Source organism: Aggregatibacter actinomycetemcomitans (assembly GCF_023518055.1).
In the GTDB taxonomy this organism is placed as follows: Bacteria; Pseudomonadota; Gammaproteobacteria; order Enterobacterales; family Pasteurellaceae; genus Aggregatibacter; species Aggregatibacter actinomycetemcomitans.
On record NZ_CP085096.1, the window covers coordinates 146,013 to 166,340 of the forward strand.

Consider the following 20,328-nt stretch of genomic DNA (forward strand, 5'->3'; position numbering starts at 1 on the left):
GTAAAACAATGAAAATTTACTTGCATTTAAAATTTATATAGTTAGGATGTACCCCCTTAACTCAGTCTTGCACAAATATTAGCCAATAAAACTCCATTAATATAATCAAGTACCAAATCTAATTTATAACGCCTTAATCTACATTTTTAAGCTGCAGAACCTATTAACATATTAATTATCAATGTAATTTACCCTAACAAAAAGGAAAACATAAGATGAATAAAGTCTTTAAAGTAATCTGGTGTAAAACATCTCAGACATGGATTGCCGTATCTGAACTATCTAAAGCTTTTTCCCTTTCTACCACTACAGATATACCTAAAAAAACTAAAATATTCATTGCTGCAGCCCCGTTATTATTTCTCTCCTTTAATACCAACGCTTACATTGCTATAGGTTCTGTTGAAAACAATTCTGTGAAATCCGAGGGGGCAGAAGCCTCCCCAAACAAGAGAAAGGGAAGCCAAGCATTAAATTATTACAACCCCGGTAGTAAATCATATGATGATAAAGACAAACCTAGCAATCCTGAAAGAAGATACAGCAATGGGGAGGCATATGGTATCGCTATCGGTAAAAATACCGATGTTCGTGACTCAAGTAAGGATTCAAATGGTATCGCCTTAGGCGATTATTCTAAAGCTACCGGTGGGCTTGCCATGGCCTTAGGTTCATTTTCCAGAGCAGAAAAAAATGGCGGTATTGCAATCGGTATAGCTTCCAGATCATCAGGAATTAATTCTCTTGCGATGATGCGTCAATCTGCAGCAACCGGGGATTATTCTACTGCCATTGGTTCTGTCGCATGGGCTGCAGGTCAATCAAGCTTCGCACTGGGGGCTTCTGCTACTGCTAAAGGCAACCAATCCATTGCAATTGGCAGCTTGGAACAAAAAATATCTCCGAATGGTTCTGGTGTGCCAATCACAAAATACAACGGGTTAGACAACACACAAACCAATGGTAACCGTTCCATGGCATTGGGTACGGCAGCTAAAACCAATGGTGATGATTCATTTGCTATTGGTTATAAAGCACACACCGGTGAGTTTAAAGTGGAACATGACAACTATCTAAAAGAGAATGTTACCTCTCCGGATCTGTCTAAAAAAGCTGATAAAGCCATTGCTGTCGGTACGAGTGCCCTTGCGCAAAAAGAATCTGCTATCGCATTTGGCTACCAAGCTAATGCTTCCGGCATTAATGCAATTTCTCTTGGCGCAAATGCAAAAGCATCTCAAGATAACGTTGTAGCAATAGGTAAAGATGCTACAGCCACTGAATCTGGTTCAATGGCCATTGGTCAGGGAGCTAAATCTACCTTTAAAAACTCATTGGCATTAGGTACAGGTACCATTGTCAACAGTGTCGATGGCGGGCAATCTAAATTTACTGCACAAAATTATGATGCTAATAATGGTGTTGTAGCTGTTGCAAACGCCGGTAAAGAGCGTCGAATTATTAATGTTGCCGGTGGTCGTAATGATACTGATGCAGTGAATGTTGCCCAGTTAAAATTCGTGAATGATAACTTAGCCAAGTCCATCGCAGGCGCCGGTTATAACGGCTATGAAACAGACGGACATACTTACAAAGCACCGGTATTTAGTATTAAAAATACCAACTATCACGATGTCAAAACAGCTGTTGAAGCGGCACAAACCAATTATGTAAGTGTAAATAGCACTAATACAGCAGCCGATAGTAATTACGACAATAAAGGGGCTAAAGCAGTAGGTTCTATTGCGTTAGGCGAAAAAGCCACAACAGGAAGGGCGGCAATGAACTCTATTGCCATTGGTTTAAACAGCAATGTTAGCGGCCAAAATACCGTTGCATTGGGTGCCAATATCACCGCGACAACCAACGGTTCCGTCATTTTAGGAAATTCCTCCACCACGGAAGGTTCACATCCTGTTTCAAATGTTAGCAGTGCGACTGTTAACGGATATACCTACTCAGGTTTTACCGGCACGGTAAAAGAGTCGGGACATTTTGTGAGCATTGGTTCAAAAGGCAATGAGCGTCAAATTAAAAATGTGGCAGCAGGTAATGTTGCGGCAAACTCAACCGATGCCGTTAATGGCTCTCAATTATTTGCTGTCGCCAGTCGTGTAGAACAAGGTTGGCAAATCACTTCCGGCGTAGAAAATGGTGGTACTCAAAATGGCGCAGCCTCAACAGCAACAATCAAACCGAGTAACCAAGTGAAGCTACTGGCAGGAAAGAATTTAGCAGTCAAACAAAACGGCACTAACTTCACCTTCTCAACCCAAGAAAATGTCACGTTCACTAATGTTACGACCCAAGATCTAACTGCAACAGGCAACACCACTGTTAAGAACTTCAGCGTTCAAAATGGCGGAACCATCAATATGGGAAATAATCGCATTACCGGTGTCGCTGAAGGCACTCAAGATGACGACGCGGTTAACTTTAAACAATTAAAAAGCCTTCTTGGTGGCTCCGCGTCAACGGAAATTGTTGAGAAAAAAGCAGCTCAAGCCGGAGATGAAAACCTGGCGGATATTAGCGTAGCAAATGGTAAAAACGCCGGCGATATGGGTGCGAAATACGAAGTATCTGTATCCAAAAAAGCCGTACAAAGTGCCGCAAAAGAAACGGTTAAAGTGACAGGTTCGGCACCGATTAATGTAAACAAAACAGATGTAAATGGCGTTGATACTTATGCCGTAACCTTTAATGGCACAGAAGCGGCGAAATCTATCCCATTAACTTATAAAGCTAACGGTAGCGGTGATAAAACCGTCATGTTGGATAAAGGATTAAACTTTACCAATGGTATGATGACAACCGCTTCCGTGGCAAATGACGGTGTGGTGAAATATGACGTCAATTTATCCACCATTAAAGTAGAAGATGGCAAGGCTGCCGTAGCCGGTACACCGGGCACAAATGGCGCCAACGGCACTGATGGCAAAGATGGCGTAGCGACGGTTAAAAATGTGGTAGAGGCGTTAAATAATGCCGCATGGACAATAACTGCCTCTAAATCTGACGGCGAAGTCGTCAGCAATGCATCTAATTCCGTTAAAAATGGGGATACGGTGACTTATGATGCCGGCAAAAACATCAAAATTACTCAAAGAGATAAAAAATTCTCTTTTGCCACCAAAGATAATGTTGAATTTACTTCTGTGACCACGGGCAATACCAAATTAACCGGTAATGGTGTAGAAATCACCAACGGCCCTAAACTTACCCAATCAGGTGTGGATGCAGGCGGTAAGAAAATCACCAATGTAGCAGATGGCGTTATTGCAGCTAACAGCAAAGATGCCGTGAATGGCGGTCAATTATTCGCTGAAACTGCAAAAGCCAAAACTACGGTTGAGAAAGGTGATGATAATATTCAAATCACATCAGAAACTGCAACGGACGGACATATTAACTATAAAGTGGCATTAAATCCTAGCTTGACCGTCGGACCAAGAACAAATGGTCACCCGATCACCATTGATGGTAATAACGGCTATATTACCGGTTTAACCAATACAAGCTGGACGGGCGCGCCAACAACCGGTCGTGCAGCAACGGAAGATCAATTATCTATAGTCGATAAAAAATTCGATAATAAGGTTTCTTTAGGCGGTGACAACGGTAGTACCACAGAGAAATCCTTGTCTCACAACGGCGGAATCAAATTTAATATCAAAGGCGGAGACAGCCAAAAATATGTGACGACATCAGGATCCGGCGATGATGTCACGGTGGATCTTGCCCAAACCACAAAAAATAAGATCGACAATGCGGCAGATAAAGATCTCGCCAACATTACCGATAATGGTAAAAAAGTTATTACCGCTTTAGGCGCTGTAGTGAAAGCCGCTGATTCTACGATTACGGTAACTGACGAAACCGATAATACGACAGGACAAAAAACCTACAAAATCAAAGCCAATATTCCAACACCGGAAAAAACAGCAATGGCTCCCGGCAACAATACAACCATTGAAGGTGATGGCTCAGCCGCCAATCCGTTTAAAGTGAATCTGAAAGATGATTTAGCGCTAGGTCAAAAAGACGCTAACGGCGTAACCGGTAAAGATTCTTCCATTAAAGTGAACGGCAAAGATGGCTCCGGTGTGGCGATTAACGGTAAAGACGGTTCCATTGCATTAAATGGCAAAGACGGTGCGAATCCTGTCACCATCAAAACGGCGCAAGGTCCTGCCGGTGTGAATGAAACCAATCCCAAAGACCGTTTAATGGTGAATAACGACGCTGTTGCAACCCTTAAAGACGGCTTAAAATTCGCCGGAGATAACAGCACCGAAGTCATCACTAAAACCTTAAATCAAAAACTGGAAATTGTGGGTGGTGCAGATAAAAACAAATTATCTGACAACAATATCGGCGTAAATGCCAATAACGGCAAACTGGAAGTGAAATTAGCCAAAGAGTTGAATGAGTTAACCAGTGCGCAATTCAAGAATGGCGACAACACAACGGTTATCAATGGCAATGGCATAACAATTACCCCGAAAGATCCGACAAAGGCGGTCAGCTTAACGGATAAAGGACTAAACAATGGTGGTAATCAAATTGTGAACATTGACAGCGGATTAAAACAAGCCGACGGTTCAACAGTTGCTTTAAAAGACGCCTCAGGTGATACCTTAAAAAATGCGGCGAATATCGGCGATTTACAAAAATCCATTAACGACATTACCGACGCAAGTAAAAACGGCGGCTTCGGTTTAAGCGATGACAATGGCGCAACCGCTAAAGCCAACTTAGGTGAAACCGTGAAAGTGAAAGGCGATGGCAGTGTTATTACAAAAGTAGTTACCGATAATGGTAAACCGACCTTACAAGTGGGTTTAAGCAACGACATCACTGTAGGAGACGATGCGCAAGCGGGCACCATTAGCGTCAAAGGGGAAAACGGTAAGGATGGCGTATCCATCAACGGCAAAGAGGCTTCCGTCACTTTTGCTAAAGACGGACAACCGGGTATGTCTATTGCCGCTACGCGTAGCGCTGATGGTAAAGACGCGTTGACGCTCAAAGGCAAAGACGGTAAAGATGGCATTTCGTTCCAGGAAGATGGTCGTATTACTCAGGTTGCCGATGGGGTAAATGACAAAGATGCGGTGAACAAATCCCAATTGGATAGAAGTATTGCTCAAGCTAAATCCGGTGTTAGTGCCGGCAAAAACATTACTGTAACGCCTCAAAAGAATGCCGACGGAAGCACCACGTACACCGTTGAAACCCAAAACGATGTTGAATTCAGCACGGTGAAAACCGGTGATACCACCCTGGATAGCAACGGTGTCAATATCAATGGCGGACCAAGTGTCACCAAGGACGGCATTCACGCCAATGATAAGAAAATCACCGGTGTAAAAGACGGTGAAATTTCAGCCCATAGTAAAGAGGCGGTGAACGGTAGCCAATTACATCAAACCAACCAAAATGTGACGAATTTAGCCAACAATGTGGACAAAGGGCTGAATTTCCAAGGAGACAATCAAGAAGTCACAGTTAATCGTAAATTAGGCGATCAACTTAACATTCGCGGCGGTGCGGATCCGAAGAAATTAACACAAAATAATATCGGCGTGACCGCAGATAAAAACGGCACCATGACCGTTCAGCTGGCGAAGGAAGTTAATCTCGGCGCAGATGGCAGCCTTACTGTAGGCAATACCACGGTCAATAACGACGGTGTTACGATTAAAGACGGTCCAAGCATGACAAGCCACGGCATCAACGCCGGCGGCAAACGAATTGCTAACGTTGCGAAAGGGAAAGCACCGACGGATGCAGTAAATATGAGTCAGCTTCAAGACGTCGGCAGTGCCATTAATAATCGCATTGATAACATTGATAAGCGCGTGAAAAAAATGGATAAACGTCGCAAAGCCGGCACCGCTTCCGCCCTCGCTACGGCGGGTTTGATGCAGCCGCATAGAGACGGGCAATCCGCCTTAGTCGCCGCTGTCGGTCAATATCAAAGCGAAACCGCTGTAGCTGTGGGTTACTCACGCATTTCCGATAACGGAAAATACGGCGTGAAAGTTTCTTTCAGCACCAACTCACAAGGTGAAGTTGGCGGTACGGCAGGCGCGGGCTATTTCTGGTAAAATGCGCTTATTCAGCTAACCTGAAACAAAAGTGCGGTGGAAAAATAATGTGTTTCTTCACCGCACTTTTTTATTTTCGCCCTCTCATTTCTCCCCGAATGAAATTCCTAACGAAACCAATCACTAAACTTTGCTCATAACAGAACGTTAACAAACAAGCCACAAAAACACTACATCTTGTGTCTTGAAATCCTAAAAATATCTATATATAGTATTATCCAATTTTTTATAACACTAAATATGGACATCTCTCATGGGTACATTCTTTGTCATTAAGCGTGATGGTTCACGCATTAGCTTTGAACTTCAACGTATCGTAAACGCCATAAAAAAGGCAGCGCAGGCGGTCGGTATTACGGATGATCGTTATTGCTATGCCGTGGCGCAGAAAGTCAGTGATGACATTTTCAGCCATTACCAACAGGAAATCGACATTAGTCACATTCAAAAAATCGTGGAAAATCACCTGATGGCTAGCCAATACCCGCAAGTGGCACGCGCTTATATTGAATATCGCCACGATCGTGATTTGGCGCGTGAAAAACGCAGTCAATTAACCCGGGAAATTGAGGGATTAATTGAACAAAGCAACGTGGAATTACTGAACGAAAACGCCAATAAAGACGCCAAAGTGATCCCGACCCAACGGGATTTGCTGGCGGGTATCGTGGCGAAACATTATGCCAAACGTTACATTCTGCCGCGCGATGTGGTGGCAGCCCATGAGAAAGGCGAAATCCATTATCACGATTTGGACTATTCGCCCTTCTTCCCGATGTTTAACTGTATGTTGGTGGATTTAAAAGGCATGCTGACCCAAGGCTTTAAAATGGGCAATGCGGAAATCGAACCGCCGAAATCCATCGGCACCGCCACCGCCGTGACTGCGCAAATTATCGCGCAGGTAGCAAGTCACATTTACGGCGGCACCACTATTAACCGTATTGACGAAGTGTTGGCGCCTTACGTTCAACTCAGTTACGACAAACATCTGAAAAATGCCGCGCAGTGGAATGTGCCCGATGCGCAAGGATACACGCAGGCACTTATCGAAAAAGATTGTTTCGACGCCTTCCAATCCCTTGAATATGAAGTGAATACCTTGCACACCGCCAATGGTCAAACCCCATTCGTGACCTTCGGTTTCGGTTTGGGCACAAGCTGGCAGGCGCGCTTGATTCAAAAAGCGATTTTGCAAAACCGAATTCGCGGTTTAGGCAAAAACCACAAAACACCGGTGTTCCCGAAACTGGTTTTCACCCAACGCAAGGGCGTAAATCTGGAACCTAATGATCCGAATTACGACATCAAACAGCTTGCCTTGGAATGCGCCAGCAAACGTATGTATCCGGATATTCTGAATTACGATCAAGTGGTCAAAGTCACCGGTTCCTTCAAAGCCCCGATGGGCTGCCGTAGCTTCTTGGGCGCGTACGAAGAAAATGGCGAACAAATCCACGACGGACGTAACAACCTCGGCGTGGTGAGCCTCAACCTGCCGCGTATCGCCATTGAAGCCAAAGGGGATGAAAAACGCTTCTATGAAATTTTGGATCAACGTTTAGCCTTGGCGAAAAAAGCACTCATGACCCGCATTGCCCGCTTAGAACACACCAAAGCCCGTGTCGCACCGATTTTATACATGGAAGGCGCCTGTGGCGTGCGTTTAAAAGCGGACGACAACGTGGCACAAATCTTCAAAAACGGACGCGCCTCCATTTCCCTCGGTTACATCGGCATTTATGAAACCGTCAATGCGCTCTATCACCAAGGACACATTTACGATAACGACATGCTACGCGAAAAAGGTCGTGCCATCGTGGAATACCTCAGCAACGCCACCAAACAATGGCGCGCCGAAACGGGTTATGCCTTCAGTTTGTATTCCACTCCAAGCGAAAACCTGTGCGATCGCTTCTGCCGTTTAGATACCAAACAATTCGGCGTCATCGACGGCGTGACCGACAAAGGCTACTACACCAACAGCTACCATTTGGACGTGGAGAAAAAAGTCAATCCATACGACAAACTGGACTTTGAAATGGCGTACCCGCCACTTGCCAGCGGCGGTTTCATTTGCTACGGCGAATACCCAAACATCCAGCACAACCTCAAAGCACTGGAAGACGTGTGGAATTACAGCTACGACCGCGTGCCTTACTACGGCACCAACACGCCTATCGACGAATGCTACGAATGCGGTTTCACCGGCGAATTTGAATGCACCAGCAAAGGCTTCACCTGCCCGAAATGCGGCAACCACGACAGCGAAAAAGTCTCCGTCACCCGACGGGTTTGCGGCTACCTAGGAAGCCCAGACGCCAGACCGTTTAATGCGGGGAAACAGGAAGAAGTGAAGCGCAGAGTTAAGCATATGTAGTTACTCCTACTTTCTTGCTTGTGCAAGAAAGTAGCAAAGAACACACCCCGGATAAGCCGCTGTTCTTCGCTTGGTTGCAATTTTCTTCACGGAAATTTTCGAACTCGCTACGCGCAAACAGACGAAAATTTCCTAAAAATTGCAAGTCGCTCAGGCGTCTTATACGGGGACCCCATTTATTTGAGCGTTATTCTAGAAAAGTGCGGTTATTTTTTTGAGTGTTTTTTTATAGAAAATACCACAAAATTTCACCGCACTTTAAAAGTCAACGTTGGGTTCCCTTCTTTACCGCCTTTGTGAAATTGAATTTGTAGGGAATTTTGTACTGTTTGAGCGTAGCAAGTTTACAAAATTCCCGTAAAGCAAATTCAATGGAACAAAGGACAAAATGCAACGCATTTTAAGCGTTGGCTATGCCAACGACCCCGAAGGGGTGAGCAAGTCAGCTGTGCTGAGTTGCGAATAAACAAGGCAAAGCAGGGGCGCCTTTCTTTTGGTTACTTTTCTTTGACGACGCAAAGAAAAGTAACTCGCCATCGGCGAAATCCGATATATCAACAAAAACCATAGCGGGTTAAACAATCTAAAACATAAGTAACTAATGAACTACCTCCAATACTACCCCGTCGACATCGTCAACGGCGAAGGCACTCGCTGCACCCTTTTCGTCAGCGGCTGTACGCACGCCTGCAAAGGTTGCTACAACCAAAAAAGCTGGTCGTTTAGTGCGGGCGCGCCGTTTGGTATTGAAATGGAAGAACAAATTCTCAAGGATCTCAAAGACACCCGCATTAAACGCCAAGGTTTGACCCTCTCCGGCGGTGATCCGCTTCATCCGCGCAATGTAGAAACGCTGTTGCCGTTAGTGCAACGGGTGAAACGGGAATGCCCCGATAAAGACATTTGGGTATGGACCGGGTACAAATTAGATGAATTGGACGACTATCAACGCCAAATGCTGCCTTATATCGACGTGCTAATTGACGGCAAATTCATTCAGGCGCAAGCGGATCCGAGCCTGATTTGGCGCGGTTCGGCGAATCAAGTGATTCACCGGTTTAAGATCTGATTTCGCACAAAAGTGCGGTACTTTTTTCAAGCGAATTTTGCCACGCTGTTGTGCCAAATGGTCTCGGCGATTTGCGCCGGCGTTTCGCTTCTTAATTCACACAAGGCATTGAACACCTGCACCACGCGTTCCGGGCGATTAGGCTGCCCTTGAAAACCAAACACCGGCATATCGGGCGAATCCGTTTCCAACAGCAACGCGTTTAAAGGCAATTTGGCGATGGTTTGACGGGTTTTATTGGCGCGTTCATAAGTAATGGTGCCGCCTACGCCGATTTTGTAACCTAAATCCACAAAGCGTTTCGCCTGATCATAACTGCCCGCAAAACCATGCACCACACCACATTTTGGCACGGCGATGCGTCTTAAAAAGGAAAACAGTTGCTCATGAGATTTACGGGAATGCAGATTTACCGGCAGGTTGTGTTTTTTCGCCAAGTGCAACTGCGCTTCCAAGAAATCACATTGCTTGCGCCATAATGCTTCCGTTAAGAGTTCAGGCAAGGCACGCTCCAAACCGATTTCCGCCACCGCCGTACAATTTGCCGGACGACTTGCCAATGCCTGATCCAGCAAACCCAAATCGTCGATTTGATGCTCTTGGATATACAAAGGATGCAACCCTAAGCCGTAATACAACTGCCCGGGATAAAGTGCGGTCATTTTTTCAATCGTTTTGAAATCCCGCTGCAACACAGCAACAATCAAAATCTTTTGCACTCCCGCCGCCTGCGCATTTTGCATCAGCTGCACCAACCGCTCGCCGCTAAATTGTTGCAGGTAATCAAGGTGGGTGTGGGTATCAAAAAAAGGCATGATTAGAAATTGGGATAAAGTCTTTTACAATGAATGATGGTGCTGATTTGAATTTCTGCAGAAGAAACACGATAAACAATTCGATAGCCTCTGACATAAATTTCACGAGTTCCCTCAACACTACCGACAACTCCCATCAGAGGCATATAGGCAAGCAATTCAATCGCTTGTTTAATATCTTCAAAAATAGTTATAGCACTGCTAAATCCGGCATATTCGGTTAAATCAAAAACAATATGCTCAAAATCCTGAACGGCGTTTTCTGAATAAATAATTTTATGCAACGTCCTTCATTCCTTCTTTAGCTTTTACCGCCGCTTGAATCACGCGTTGGTACACTTGTTCAGGCTCAAATACGCGATTATTTTTAAAATCTTCATCAGATTTTGCCACTTTTTGTTGCAAAAACTGCTTATATTCCTGTGTCATCATCATAACCTCCCTCGATTTTGGTTAATTTTAGTACAAACCAATCCATTAAGGAACCAATAACCGCCCAATTATTTAGGCGGTTATTATGAAAAATTACTCATCCACAGTAACCGAAGTAATCACCACATCCTCATTCGGCACGTCTTGATGAAAACCTTTGTTGCCGGTTTTAACGCCTTTGATTTTATCGACCACATCCATGCCTTCAACCACTTCGCCGAATACCGCATAACCCCATTCTTGCACCACTTCGCGCCCGTGCAACTCTTTTGCGCGGTAATCCAGGAAGTTGTTATCGGCAACATTAATGAAGAATTGCGCTGTCGCGGAATGCGGATCGGAGGTGCGCGCCATGGCGATGGTGCCGCGTTTGTTACTTAAACGGTTATTGGCTTCATTTTTAATCGGCGCGTTGGTGGCTTTTTCGCGCATACCGCTTTCCATACCGCCGCCTTGAATCATAAAACCGTCAATCACGCGGTGGAAAATTGTGTTATCATAAAAACCGTTTTTACAATAAGTTAAGAAATTTTCCGCCGTTACCGGTGCTTTCTCGTGATTTAAGGCAATTTTAATATCGCCGAAATTTGTATGTAGTGTAACCATTGTGCTTTTCCTCTACGAATTAAAGAGCGTCATTATTTCACAATCCGCCCCAAATCGCCATAAAGTGCGGTGCGTTTTCAAAAAGATTTGGATCCCAATATGTTAAAACTTTTCAATACCCTAACCCGCGAAAAAGAAATTTTTAAACCGATTCACGCCGGCAAAATCGGAATGTATGTGTGTGGCGTGACCGTGTACGATCTCTGCCACATCGGGCACGGGCGTACGTTCGTGTGTTTCGATGTAATCGCCCGTTATTTGCGTTATTTAGGCTACGATTTAACCTATGTGCGTAATATTACCGACGTGGATGACAAAATTATTAAACATGCCTTGGAAAATAAAGAAACCTGCGATCAGTTGGTGGATCGCATGGTGGTGGAAATGTATAAAGATTTTGACGCGCTGAATATTTTGCGTCCGGATTTTGAACCGCGCGCCACCCACCATATTCCTGAAATCATTGACATTGTACAGAAATTAATCCAACGCGGACACGCCTACGTAGCGGACAACGGCGATGTAATGTTTGATGTGGAAAGCTTCAAAGATTACGGCAAATTGTCCCGTCAGGATTTGGAACAATTACAAGCGGGCGCGCGCATTGAAATTAACGAAATCAAGAAAAATCCAATGGATTTCGTGTTATGGAAAATGTCTAAACCGAATGAACCGAGCTGGGACTCGCCTTGGGGCAAAGGGCGCCCAGGCTGGCACATCGAATGCTCCGCCATGAACAGCAAACAATTAGGCGAGCATTTTGACATTCACGGTGGCGGCTCCGACCTCATGTTCCCACATCACGAAAACGAAATCGCCCAATCCTGCTGTGCCCACGGCAATCAATATGTGAACTATTGGCTACACTCCGGCATGATCATGGTGGATAAAGAAAAAATGTCGAAATCCCTCGGCAATTTCTTCACCATTCGCGACGTATTAAACCACTACGACGCGGAAAGCGTGCGCTATTTCTTATTGACCGCGCACTACCGCAGCCAATTAAATTACAGCGAAGAAAACCTTAACCTCGCTCACGGCGCATTAGAACGGCTCTACACCGCATTACGCGGCACAGATAAAAGTGCGGTGGCTTTTGGCGGTGAAAATTTTGTGGATGCCTTCCGTGAAGCCATGGATGATGATTTCAACACGCCGAATGCCCTTTCCGTACTGTTTGAAATGGCGCGTGAACTGAACAAGCTGAAGACCGAAGACATGGCAAAAGCCAACGGCTTAGCCGCACGCTTACGCGAACTCGCCGCCATTCTCGGTCTGCTTCAACTGGATCCGGAGCAATTCCTGCAAGCCGGTTCCGATGAAGATGAAGTGGCGAAAATCGAAGCGCTTATTAAGCAACGCAACGAATCCCGAGCCACCAAAGACTGGGCAGCCGCTGACGCCGCGCGCAATGCCTTAACGGAAATGGGCATCATATTGGAAGACGGACCGAACGGCACCACCTGGCGTAAGCAATAATTTAAGCTATTCAGAAAAGCAAAAGGAAAGTTATCATTAACTTCCTTTTTTGTTATCACGACACGGGGTTCATCGTAAAGTGCGGTGGTTTTTCCAAGCGTTTTTCAAGAGAAAAAACGTTCGTGAAAACCACCGCACTTTTCGCGATTATTTCACCAAGCCGCCGCTTGCTTGTAAATCGGCGTGATAAGAAGAACGGACGAATGGGCCGCAGGCGGCGTGTTCGAAGCCCATGTTTTGGGCTTTGTCGCGGAACATATCGAATTCTGTCGGTGGAACATAGCGGGCAACCGGAAGGTGGTGACGACTCGGTTGTAAATATTGCCCCAACGTCAGCATCGTCACACCGTGATCCCGCAGATCCTGCATCACTTCCAAGATCTCGTCATTGGTTTCGCCTAATCCCACCATAAGTCCGGATTTGGTCGGAATATGCGGGAACATGGCTTTAAATTCCTTCAACAAACGCAGTGACCATTGATAATCAGCGCCCGGGCGGATTTCGCGGTATAAGCGCGGTACGTTTTCCAGATTATGATTGAACACATCGGGCGGATTGTCTTTTAATTTTTCCAATGCCAGTTCAATGCGACCACGGAAATCCGGCACTAAAATTTCAATTTTAATATTCGGATTCAGGGCGCGGATTTCCCGAACGCAATCGGCAAAATGCCCGGCACCGCGATCCGGTAAATCATCGCGGTCAACGGAGGTAATCACCACATAACGCAATTTCATATCCTGAATGGTTTCCGCTAATTTACGCGGTTCTTCCGGATCCGGCGCCAACGGTTTACCATGCGCCACGTCGCAGAACGGACAACGGCGGGTGCAAATAGCACCAAGAATCATAAAAGTTGCCGTACCGTGGTTGAAACATTCGTGCAGGTTCGGGCAGGAGGCTTCTTCGCAGACGGAATGCAAGCCATGGCGACGCATACCGGATTTGATACTTTGAATGCGCGCACCGTTTGCCGGAATTTTAATTTTCATCCATTCCGGCTTTTTGAGCAGTTCTTGCTCAGGATCGATATTTTTCACCGGAATAATGGAGGTTTTGGCGGCATCGCGATATTTAACGCCGCGCTCCATTTTAAAAGGTGTTCCCATTGATATTCCTTAATTTTCTGTGCAGATTTGCAGAGATAATGAACGTAAAAAACGATTGTTGATGTTAACAATTTGTTACATTATACCCTAATTGCACGGCGAAATGTTGAACTAATTGTGGGGAAACCTTGTCGCAGTCCGCCTCTGGTGCGGGAATAAAATCTGCCAGCTGACACATTTCCAAACCCGCGTAACCGCAAGGATTGATTTGATGAAACGGGGTCAAATCCATGTTGATGTTAAATGCCAAGCCATGGAACGACCGACCGTGGCGAATACGCAAACCGAGGGAGCAGATTTTTTTGCCGTCAATATAAACGCCCGGCGCATCAGGTTTCGCATAGCCTTCAATGCCGTAATCCGCCAAGGTTTTCACCACTGATTGCTCAAGTGCGGTTACTAATTGGCGCACATTTAGATTCTCGTGGCGTTTCACATCAATCAGCACATACATAATTTGCTGCCCCAAACCGTGATAGGTAATCTGCCCACCACGATCGGACTGCACCACCGGAATTGCACTTTGTTGCAATAGATGTTCCGGCTTGCCCGCCTGACCTTGGGTGAACACAGATAAATGCTGCACCAACCAAATTTCATCAGGAGTCTGCTCCGTACGATTATCGGTAAACGCCTGCATCTCGTGCCAAACGTCCTCATAATCACGAATGCCGAGTTGTCGTACAATTAATTCGGGTTGCATGATAGTTTCCTAAAAACGCTGTTTTTTCTGACCGCACTTTAATGGTTAAAGCACCATTCTCACGCCGTCGATTTCCGCCAATTCTTTATACAGTTTTTCAATTTGTTCGATATTTTCAGCGCGCACGGTGATGGACACGGAATGATAAGTGCCTTTGCCACTCTCTTTCATGCTCGGGTTGTAATCGTCTTTGATGGTTTTATGCACCACCTGAACCACATCATCCACTAAATCGGGACGGGCGGCACCCACCACTTTAAAAGTGAAATCACATGGGAATTCCAGCAAGTCTTTTAATTTTTGTTGTGGAATGTCGGCTAAATTTACCGTTTTTTTATCTGTCATTGCATTCTCCTAAAAAAGTGAACCGCACTTTCATGAAAAAGTGCGGTCAGTGTTGAGTGTGTTTTTTAAAGGCTAGTCAAATAAACTTTTGATGGTCAGCACCAGCCAGTCCCAGATTTTGCCGAAGATACCGCCTTCTTTCACTTCTTGCATCACTTGTAAGTTTACACTGGCGATGTCTTTGCCGTCTAATTGATACACCACCTTGCCCACAACTTGCCCTTTGGCAAGGGGCGCTTCAAGGTATTTTTTCTCTAATTCGTAACGGGCTTTGAGCTCGGCGCTTTTGCCTTTCGGAATGGTGATGAAAGCATCTTGTAACACGCCTAATTGGATGTTACTTTCATCGCCGTAATACACCCGTTGTTCGGAAATGGATTTGCCTGAATCCAAGGTTTTGAAGGTCTCAAAATTAGCAAAACCCCATTGCAATAATTTTTTGCTTTCCACTTCGCGACCTTTATAAGTCGGCACGCCCATCACCACAGAAATCAAACGCATATTGTTCGGGCTGATGGCGGAAGCCACCAGGTTGTACCCCGCTTTATCCGTGTGACCGGTTTTCATACCGTCAACGTTAATGGTTTTGTCCCATAACAAGCCGTTGCGATTAGGCTGTTTGATTTTGTTAAAGGTAAAATCTTTTTCGGCGTAAATTTTATATTCTTCCGGTAAATCACGAATAATACGCGCGCCGATAATCGCCATATCGCGGGCGGAAGAGTATTGGTTATCTTCATCTAAACCGTGTACCGTGGTGAAATAGGTATTTTTTAAACCGAACTGTTCCACATATTTATTCATGGTATCAACGAAGTTCATCACCGTGCCGGAAACATGCTCCGCCATTGCCACGCAGGCGTCATTACCCGAAACAATGATGATGCCGCGATGTAAATCCGCAACGGAAACTTGTTGATTTAAGTTTAAGAACATTTTGGAAGAACCGGGGAATTTATGCCCCCAGGAGCTTTCGCCGATGGTGACCATATCCGTATTACGGATTTTACCTTGCTTAATCGCCTGCCCGACCACATAGCTGGTCATCATTTTGGTCAATGATGCCGGATATTGGCGCTGATCAGGGTTAAGGGACGCCAACACGGCACCGGAGTTGTAATCCATTAAGACGTAGGTTTGTGCATTAATTTCCGGCACGGCGATGTTAAATTGTACGTCTTCCGCCGCCATAGCACCGAGCGATACCGCCAATACCCCTGAGACGATGGCAATCTTGCTGTTTTTTACTGCTTTATTAAACATAATGTTAAATATCCTGAAATTATGTACTTGTTATTGATTATAAGAATACACAATCAACGGTTCAGAATGATTTAACCGTCTTAATTGTGTTTTCAATTCGTTGATTTCCTGTTTTGAATTAAAAGGTCCCAAATGGATATGGTATTTTTGACCATGTGCGGCAATTTCCGTTTTCACATTATTTAACGCTAAATCCTGAATGATCTGCTCGGCGTTTTTCTTGCTGGCGACATTGACCATTTTAATTTCATAGCGTTCGGCACTTGCCACTTTACGATTTTGTCGCGGCGCCGGCGTGGAAGCGATTTCATTATCCACCAGGCGTTTTAGCCCTTCTTCTGTTCTACTTGCTTTCGCCAATGTGGAGGTGCCTGCGCCGGAAAGCTCACCGTTAGCGTCCACATGCAACGCTTCCACCTTAACCAATCCCATACCGTAATTTACAATACCGATCTCTTTTGCCGCCGCGTGGGACAAATCAATAATACGATCTTTAGCAAAGGGCCCACGGTCGTTGATTCGCACAATGACTTTGCGTTGGTTATACATATTGGTGACCACTGCGTAGGAATTCAAAGGCAAAGTTTTATGTGCCGCCGTATATAAAGTGGAATCGTAAATATCGCCGTTGGAAGTTTTCCGCCCGTTAAATTTATGATGGTAATAGCTGGCAATCCCCTGTTTGGAATAATTTTTTGCCGTTTGGTGCGGCTTCGTGGTGTAAGTTTCCCCTTTTACATTATAAGTCTGCGCTTTATCGGACATCGGACGGTAAGTCAACGACGGTCCCTGAATGCCGTATAATTTTTTTGTTTCGGCTTGCACGGAAAGTGCGGTGCAAAATGAAAACAAAATTATCATATATTTTACAGCTTGCTCTAGATTCATTGAGTTTTCTCCCTCTCTGTAAAGCTCACAATTAAGAAAACTGAAAACTTAGTTAGTTCCTTTCAGAAAGTGTTCTTTGTGAGTATGAATTGACATGATTAAACCGAAGCCCGCCATAATTGCCACATAGGATGTACCGCCATAACTCACCAATGGTAAAGGCACGCCCACAACAGGCAAAATGCCGCTTACCATGCCGATGTTAACAAAGACATAAACGAAGAAAATTAACGTTAATGCCCCCACTAAAATACGCCCGAAAGCGCTTTGCGCATTAACGCCAATCATTAAACCGCGCGCAACAATAAATAAATAAATGGCTAATAAAACCAAAAAGCCAATCATGCCATATTCTTCACTCAACACGGCGAAAATAAAATCCGTGTGCGGCTCGGGTAAAAACTCCAGCTGGGATTGCGTTCCCTGTAACCAGCCTTTGCCCCATAACCCACCGGAACCGATCGCAATTTTGGATTGCCAAATATGGTAGCCCGCGCCCAATAAATCTTTTTCCGGATCAAATAAGGTCAACACACGGGCACGTTGATAGTCGTGCATTAAATAGAACCACATAACCGGAATAAATCCCGCAAGCGCAACCACGGCAATTAAAATGAGCCACCAGCTCATGCCGGCTAAAAATATCACAAATAAGCCGGAACCGCTAACCAAAATTGCGGTGCCCAAATCGGGTTGAATCGCCACGAGTAAGGTCGGTACAATAATGGTGATCAGTGCGATAAACGTTTCCTTTAACTTAATGGGTTGTGGGCGATTGCCCAAATACACCGCCACCATCAGCGGCACTGCCAATTTTACGATCTCGGACGGCTGAAAACGTACCACGCCCAAATCCAGCCAACGCTGTGCCCCCTTACTGGTTGCGCCGATAAGATCCACCAAAATAAGCAATACGATGCCGATTCCAAATAAATACGGCGCAATGCGCTGGTAAAATTTCGGCGGAAATTGCGCCATGACCAACATTACGACAAACCCGAGCGCCACCTGCACAATACGGCTACGAAACATGGCTTCATTGGCACCGGAAGCGCTATATAACACCAACATGCCGTAGCCGGTAACCACCACCAACCCGATAAACAGCCACAAATCGATATGCAGACGCCGCCACAGTTCCAGCCAAATATTACGATCATTCATTTTCATTCGGTTCGTCTCCTGTTGCGGGTTCCGATTCCGGCGATTCAGGCTCATCGAATAGCGACATCACGGCTTGCGGGGTATTTTGTTTAAAATAATAATCCATAATTTTTCTGACGATCGGCGCCGCATTACTGGAACCGCCGCCGGCATTTTCCAAAATCATCGACACCACGATTTGTGGGTTATCATAAGGTGCGAAAGCGGTAAACCACGCGTGATCGTGCAATTCTTTTTTCAAGCTGCCGGCGTTATACGTTTGATTTTCTTTCAAACTGAACACCTGTGCCGTACCGGATTTACCGGCGACACGATAAGGCGTGCCGATAAAAGCTTTACGCCCCGTTCCGCCGGCACCGTTTACCACGTTGTACATACCGCGTTTCGCCTCATCCCAGAAATACTGTTTCGGTTCGGTAATATCTTCGTACAACAACGGATCTTTATAGGGTTCTACTACCGAACCTTCCACGCTCTTCATTAAGTGCGGTGTGTTTACCTTGCCGTTATTCACTAAAATGCTGGTGGCTTTTGCCAGCTGTAACGGCGTCGCCGTCCAGTACCCCTGCCCAATGCCTACGGAAATTGTATCGCCCTGCACCCAGGCTTTTTTATAGCGTTTTTGCTTCCATTCACGGGTCGGCATATTGGCACTGGTTTCTTCCTGAATATCAATCCCCGTCGGGACACCGAAACCAAAGCGTTTCATCCAATCGGACAGGCGATCGATGCCGAGGTTATAGGCAGTTTGATAAAAATACGTATCGGAGGATTCGGTAATGGCCTTGTTTAGATTGATCATGCCGTGCCCGCCTTTACGCCAGTCACGAAAACGCTTGGTACTGTTCGGCAACATCCAATAGCCGGGATCATAAATGGTCATGTTCGGCGTAATCACATTTTCCTGCAATGCGGAAACAGCGATGAACGGTTTCACGGTTGATGCCGGCGGATAGGCGCCTTGGGTCACGCGGCTATAAAGCGGGCGATTTGAGTCATTGAGCAAGCGACGGTAATCCGCCCCGGAAATACCATCCACAAAAAGATTATTGTCATAACTCGGTACGGAAACCATGGCTAAAATACTGTTGTCTTTCGGATCCATCACTACCACGGCGCCTTTGTGTCCCGCCAATAAATCGGTAACGTAAAGCTGTAAATTTAAGTCAATGGTCAAGTGAATGCTTTTGCCGGCAATGGCGGGTTGTGCGCGCAATTTGCGGATCACTTTACCGCGACTGTTCACTTCTACTTCTTCAAAGCCTGTGGTGCCGTGTAAAGCATCTTCATAATAGCGCTCAATGCCGAGTTTGCCCCAGTCGTGCGTGCCGGAATAATTGGCGTACTTTTCCTCTTTTTTCAAGCGTTCTACATCACGATCGTTAATTTTTGACACATAGCCCAAAACATGGGTCAGCGGTTCGCCGTATAAATAATGGCGCTTAAAGTAGGGTTTCACATCCAAACTCTGGAAATTGTATTGATTCACCGCAAAACGGGCAATTTGCTCTTCCGTTAGATTTCGTTTCAGCATAATCGGCATATAACGGGAGGAGCGACGCCGTTCCTTGTTAAAATTCGCAATATCTTCATCAGTTAAGCCTACCAACACCCTCAGCTCCTCAAAAGTGCGGTCTAAATTTTCCACCTTTTCAGGCACGATATAAAGCCCGAAAAAGGTCAGATTTTCCGCCAGCAGTTTGCCGTTGCGATCATAAATCAACCCGCGAGTCGGCGGCAGCGGCAACAACTTAATACGATTGCCGTTGGAACGGGTTTGATAACCGTCATAATTGACCACCTGCAAATCATACAAGTTTAAAATTAACACCACCGACAACACCAACACGCCGATAAATGACACCAAAGCGCGACGGGCAAATAAGTTGCGCTCGGCTTTTTTGTCACGAATCGGATCGTATTGCGGCTGATTTAATAATATTTTTAAACTCATCTTATTA

General features: G+C 45.4%; 15 protein-coding genes. 4 read left to right on the forward strand and 11 right to left on the reverse strand.

Annotated elements, in window-relative coordinates:
- Positions 1–215: 215 nt before the first annotated feature.
- The 3 genes from emaA to nrdG all read left to right on the forward strand — a co-directional run bounded on the left by emaA (position 216) and on the right by nrdG (position 9,562).
- Positions 216–6,113, forward strand: coding sequence for a trimeric autotransporter adhesin EmaA (emaA, locus tag LIN98_RS00735; protein ID WP_148326169.1), 5,898 nt, complete (start codon positions 216–218; stop codon positions 6,111–6,113).
- Between the two features lie 253 nt (positions 6,114–6,366).
- Positions 6,367–8,493, forward strand: a complete 2,127-nt coding sequence (gene nrdD, locus LIN98_RS00740) for an anaerobic ribonucleoside-triphosphate reductase (RefSeq protein ID WP_005566858.1) — start codon at positions 6,367–6,369, stop codon at positions 8,491–8,493.
- A gap of 601 nt (positions 8,494–9,094) precedes the next feature.
- Entirely contained in the window at positions 9,095–9,562 is a 468-nt protein-coding gene (nrdG, locus tag LIN98_RS00745) for an anaerobic ribonucleoside-triphosphate reductase-activating protein (RefSeq protein WP_005569956.1), read from the forward strand.
- Positions 9,563–9,588: 26 nt separating this feature from the next.
- Here the strand turns inward: nrdG and LIN98_RS00750 are convergent, their stop codons facing one another.
- The 4 genes from LIN98_RS00750 to LIN98_RS00765 form a co-directional block, all read right to left on the reverse strand.
- Entirely contained in the window at positions 9,589–10,377 is a 789-nt protein-coding gene (locus tag LIN98_RS00750) for a TatD family hydrolase (protein ID WP_005547653.1), read from the reverse strand.
- Between the two features lie 2 nt (positions 10,378–10,379).
- A complete protein-coding gene (locus tag LIN98_RS00755; RefSeq protein ID WP_005547656.1) occupies positions 10,380–10,661 on the reverse strand; it encodes a type II toxin-antitoxin system RelE/ParE family toxin in 282 nt (93 codons plus the stop codon).
- Positions 10,654–10,812, reverse strand: coding sequence for a hypothetical protein (locus LIN98_RS00760; protein WP_005547658.1), 159 nt, complete (start codon positions 10,810–10,812; stop codon positions 10,654–10,656). Before LIN98_RS00760 ends, LIN98_RS00755 begins: the two co-directional genes overlap by 8 nt.
- A gap of 90 nt (positions 10,813–10,902) precedes the next feature.
- A complete protein-coding gene (locus LIN98_RS00765; protein ID WP_005543917.1) occupies positions 10,903–11,415 on the reverse strand; it encodes a peptidylprolyl isomerase in 513 nt (170 codons plus the stop codon).
- Positions 11,416–11,514: 99 nt separating this feature from the next.
- Here LIN98_RS00765 and cysS point away from each other — a divergent pair, with 99 nt between their 5' ends.
- Positions 11,515–12,894, forward strand: a complete 1,380-nt coding sequence (gene cysS, locus LIN98_RS00770) for a cysteine--tRNA ligase (RefSeq protein ID WP_041915509.1) — start codon at positions 11,515–11,517, stop codon at positions 12,892–12,894.
- Positions 12,895–13,041: 147 nt separating this feature from the next.
- Here cysS and lipA read toward each other — a convergent pair whose 3' ends face one another.
- From lipA to mrdA, 7 genes are all read right to left on the reverse strand, one after another.
- On the reverse strand, positions 13,042–14,004 hold the full coding sequence (gene lipA / locus LIN98_RS00775) for a lipoyl synthase (protein WP_005547662.1): 963 nt from the start codon (positions 14,002–14,004) through the stop codon (positions 13,042–13,044).
- A gap of 64 nt (positions 14,005–14,068) precedes the next feature.
- Positions 14,069–14,707 (reverse strand): lipoyl(octanoyl) transferase LipB, encoded by a 639-nt coding sequence (lipB, locus tag LIN98_RS00780; protein ID WP_005547664.1) that lies wholly within the window; start codon positions 14,705–14,707, stop codon positions 14,069–14,071.
- A 45-nt stretch (positions 14,708–14,752) separates the two neighbouring features.
- Positions 14,753–15,052, reverse strand: a complete 300-nt coding sequence (gene ybeD / locus LIN98_RS00785; RefSeq protein ID WP_005544448.1) for a DUF493 family protein YbeD — start codon at positions 15,050–15,052, stop codon at positions 14,753–14,755.
- 72 nt (positions 15,053–15,124) lie between these two features.
- A complete protein-coding gene (locus LIN98_RS00790) occupies positions 15,125–16,315 on the reverse strand; it encodes a serine hydrolase (protein WP_005544450.1) in 1,191 nt (396 codons plus the stop codon).
- 30 nt (positions 16,316–16,345) lie between these two features.
- Entirely contained in the window at positions 16,346–17,203 is an 858-nt protein-coding gene (locus tag LIN98_RS00795; protein ID WP_005547666.1) for a septal ring lytic transglycosylase RlpA family protein, read from the reverse strand.
- A 48-nt stretch (positions 17,204–17,251) separates the two neighbouring features.
- Positions 17,252–18,373: a rod shape-determining protein RodA gene (gene rodA, locus LIN98_RS00800; RefSeq protein WP_005547668.1), complete on the reverse strand. Its 1,122-nt coding sequence runs from the start codon at positions 18,371–18,373 to the stop codon at positions 17,252–17,254.
- The gene (gene mrdA, locus LIN98_RS00805; RefSeq protein ID WP_005547670.1) at positions 18,360–20,321 is read right to left on the reverse strand and encodes a penicillin-binding protein 2; all 1,962 of its coding nucleotides are present in this window, start codon (positions 20,319–20,321) and stop codon (positions 18,360–18,362) included. The genes rodA and mrdA overlap by 14 nt, the downstream gene beginning before the upstream one ends.
- Between the last annotated feature and the right edge of the window lie 7 nt (positions 20,322–20,328).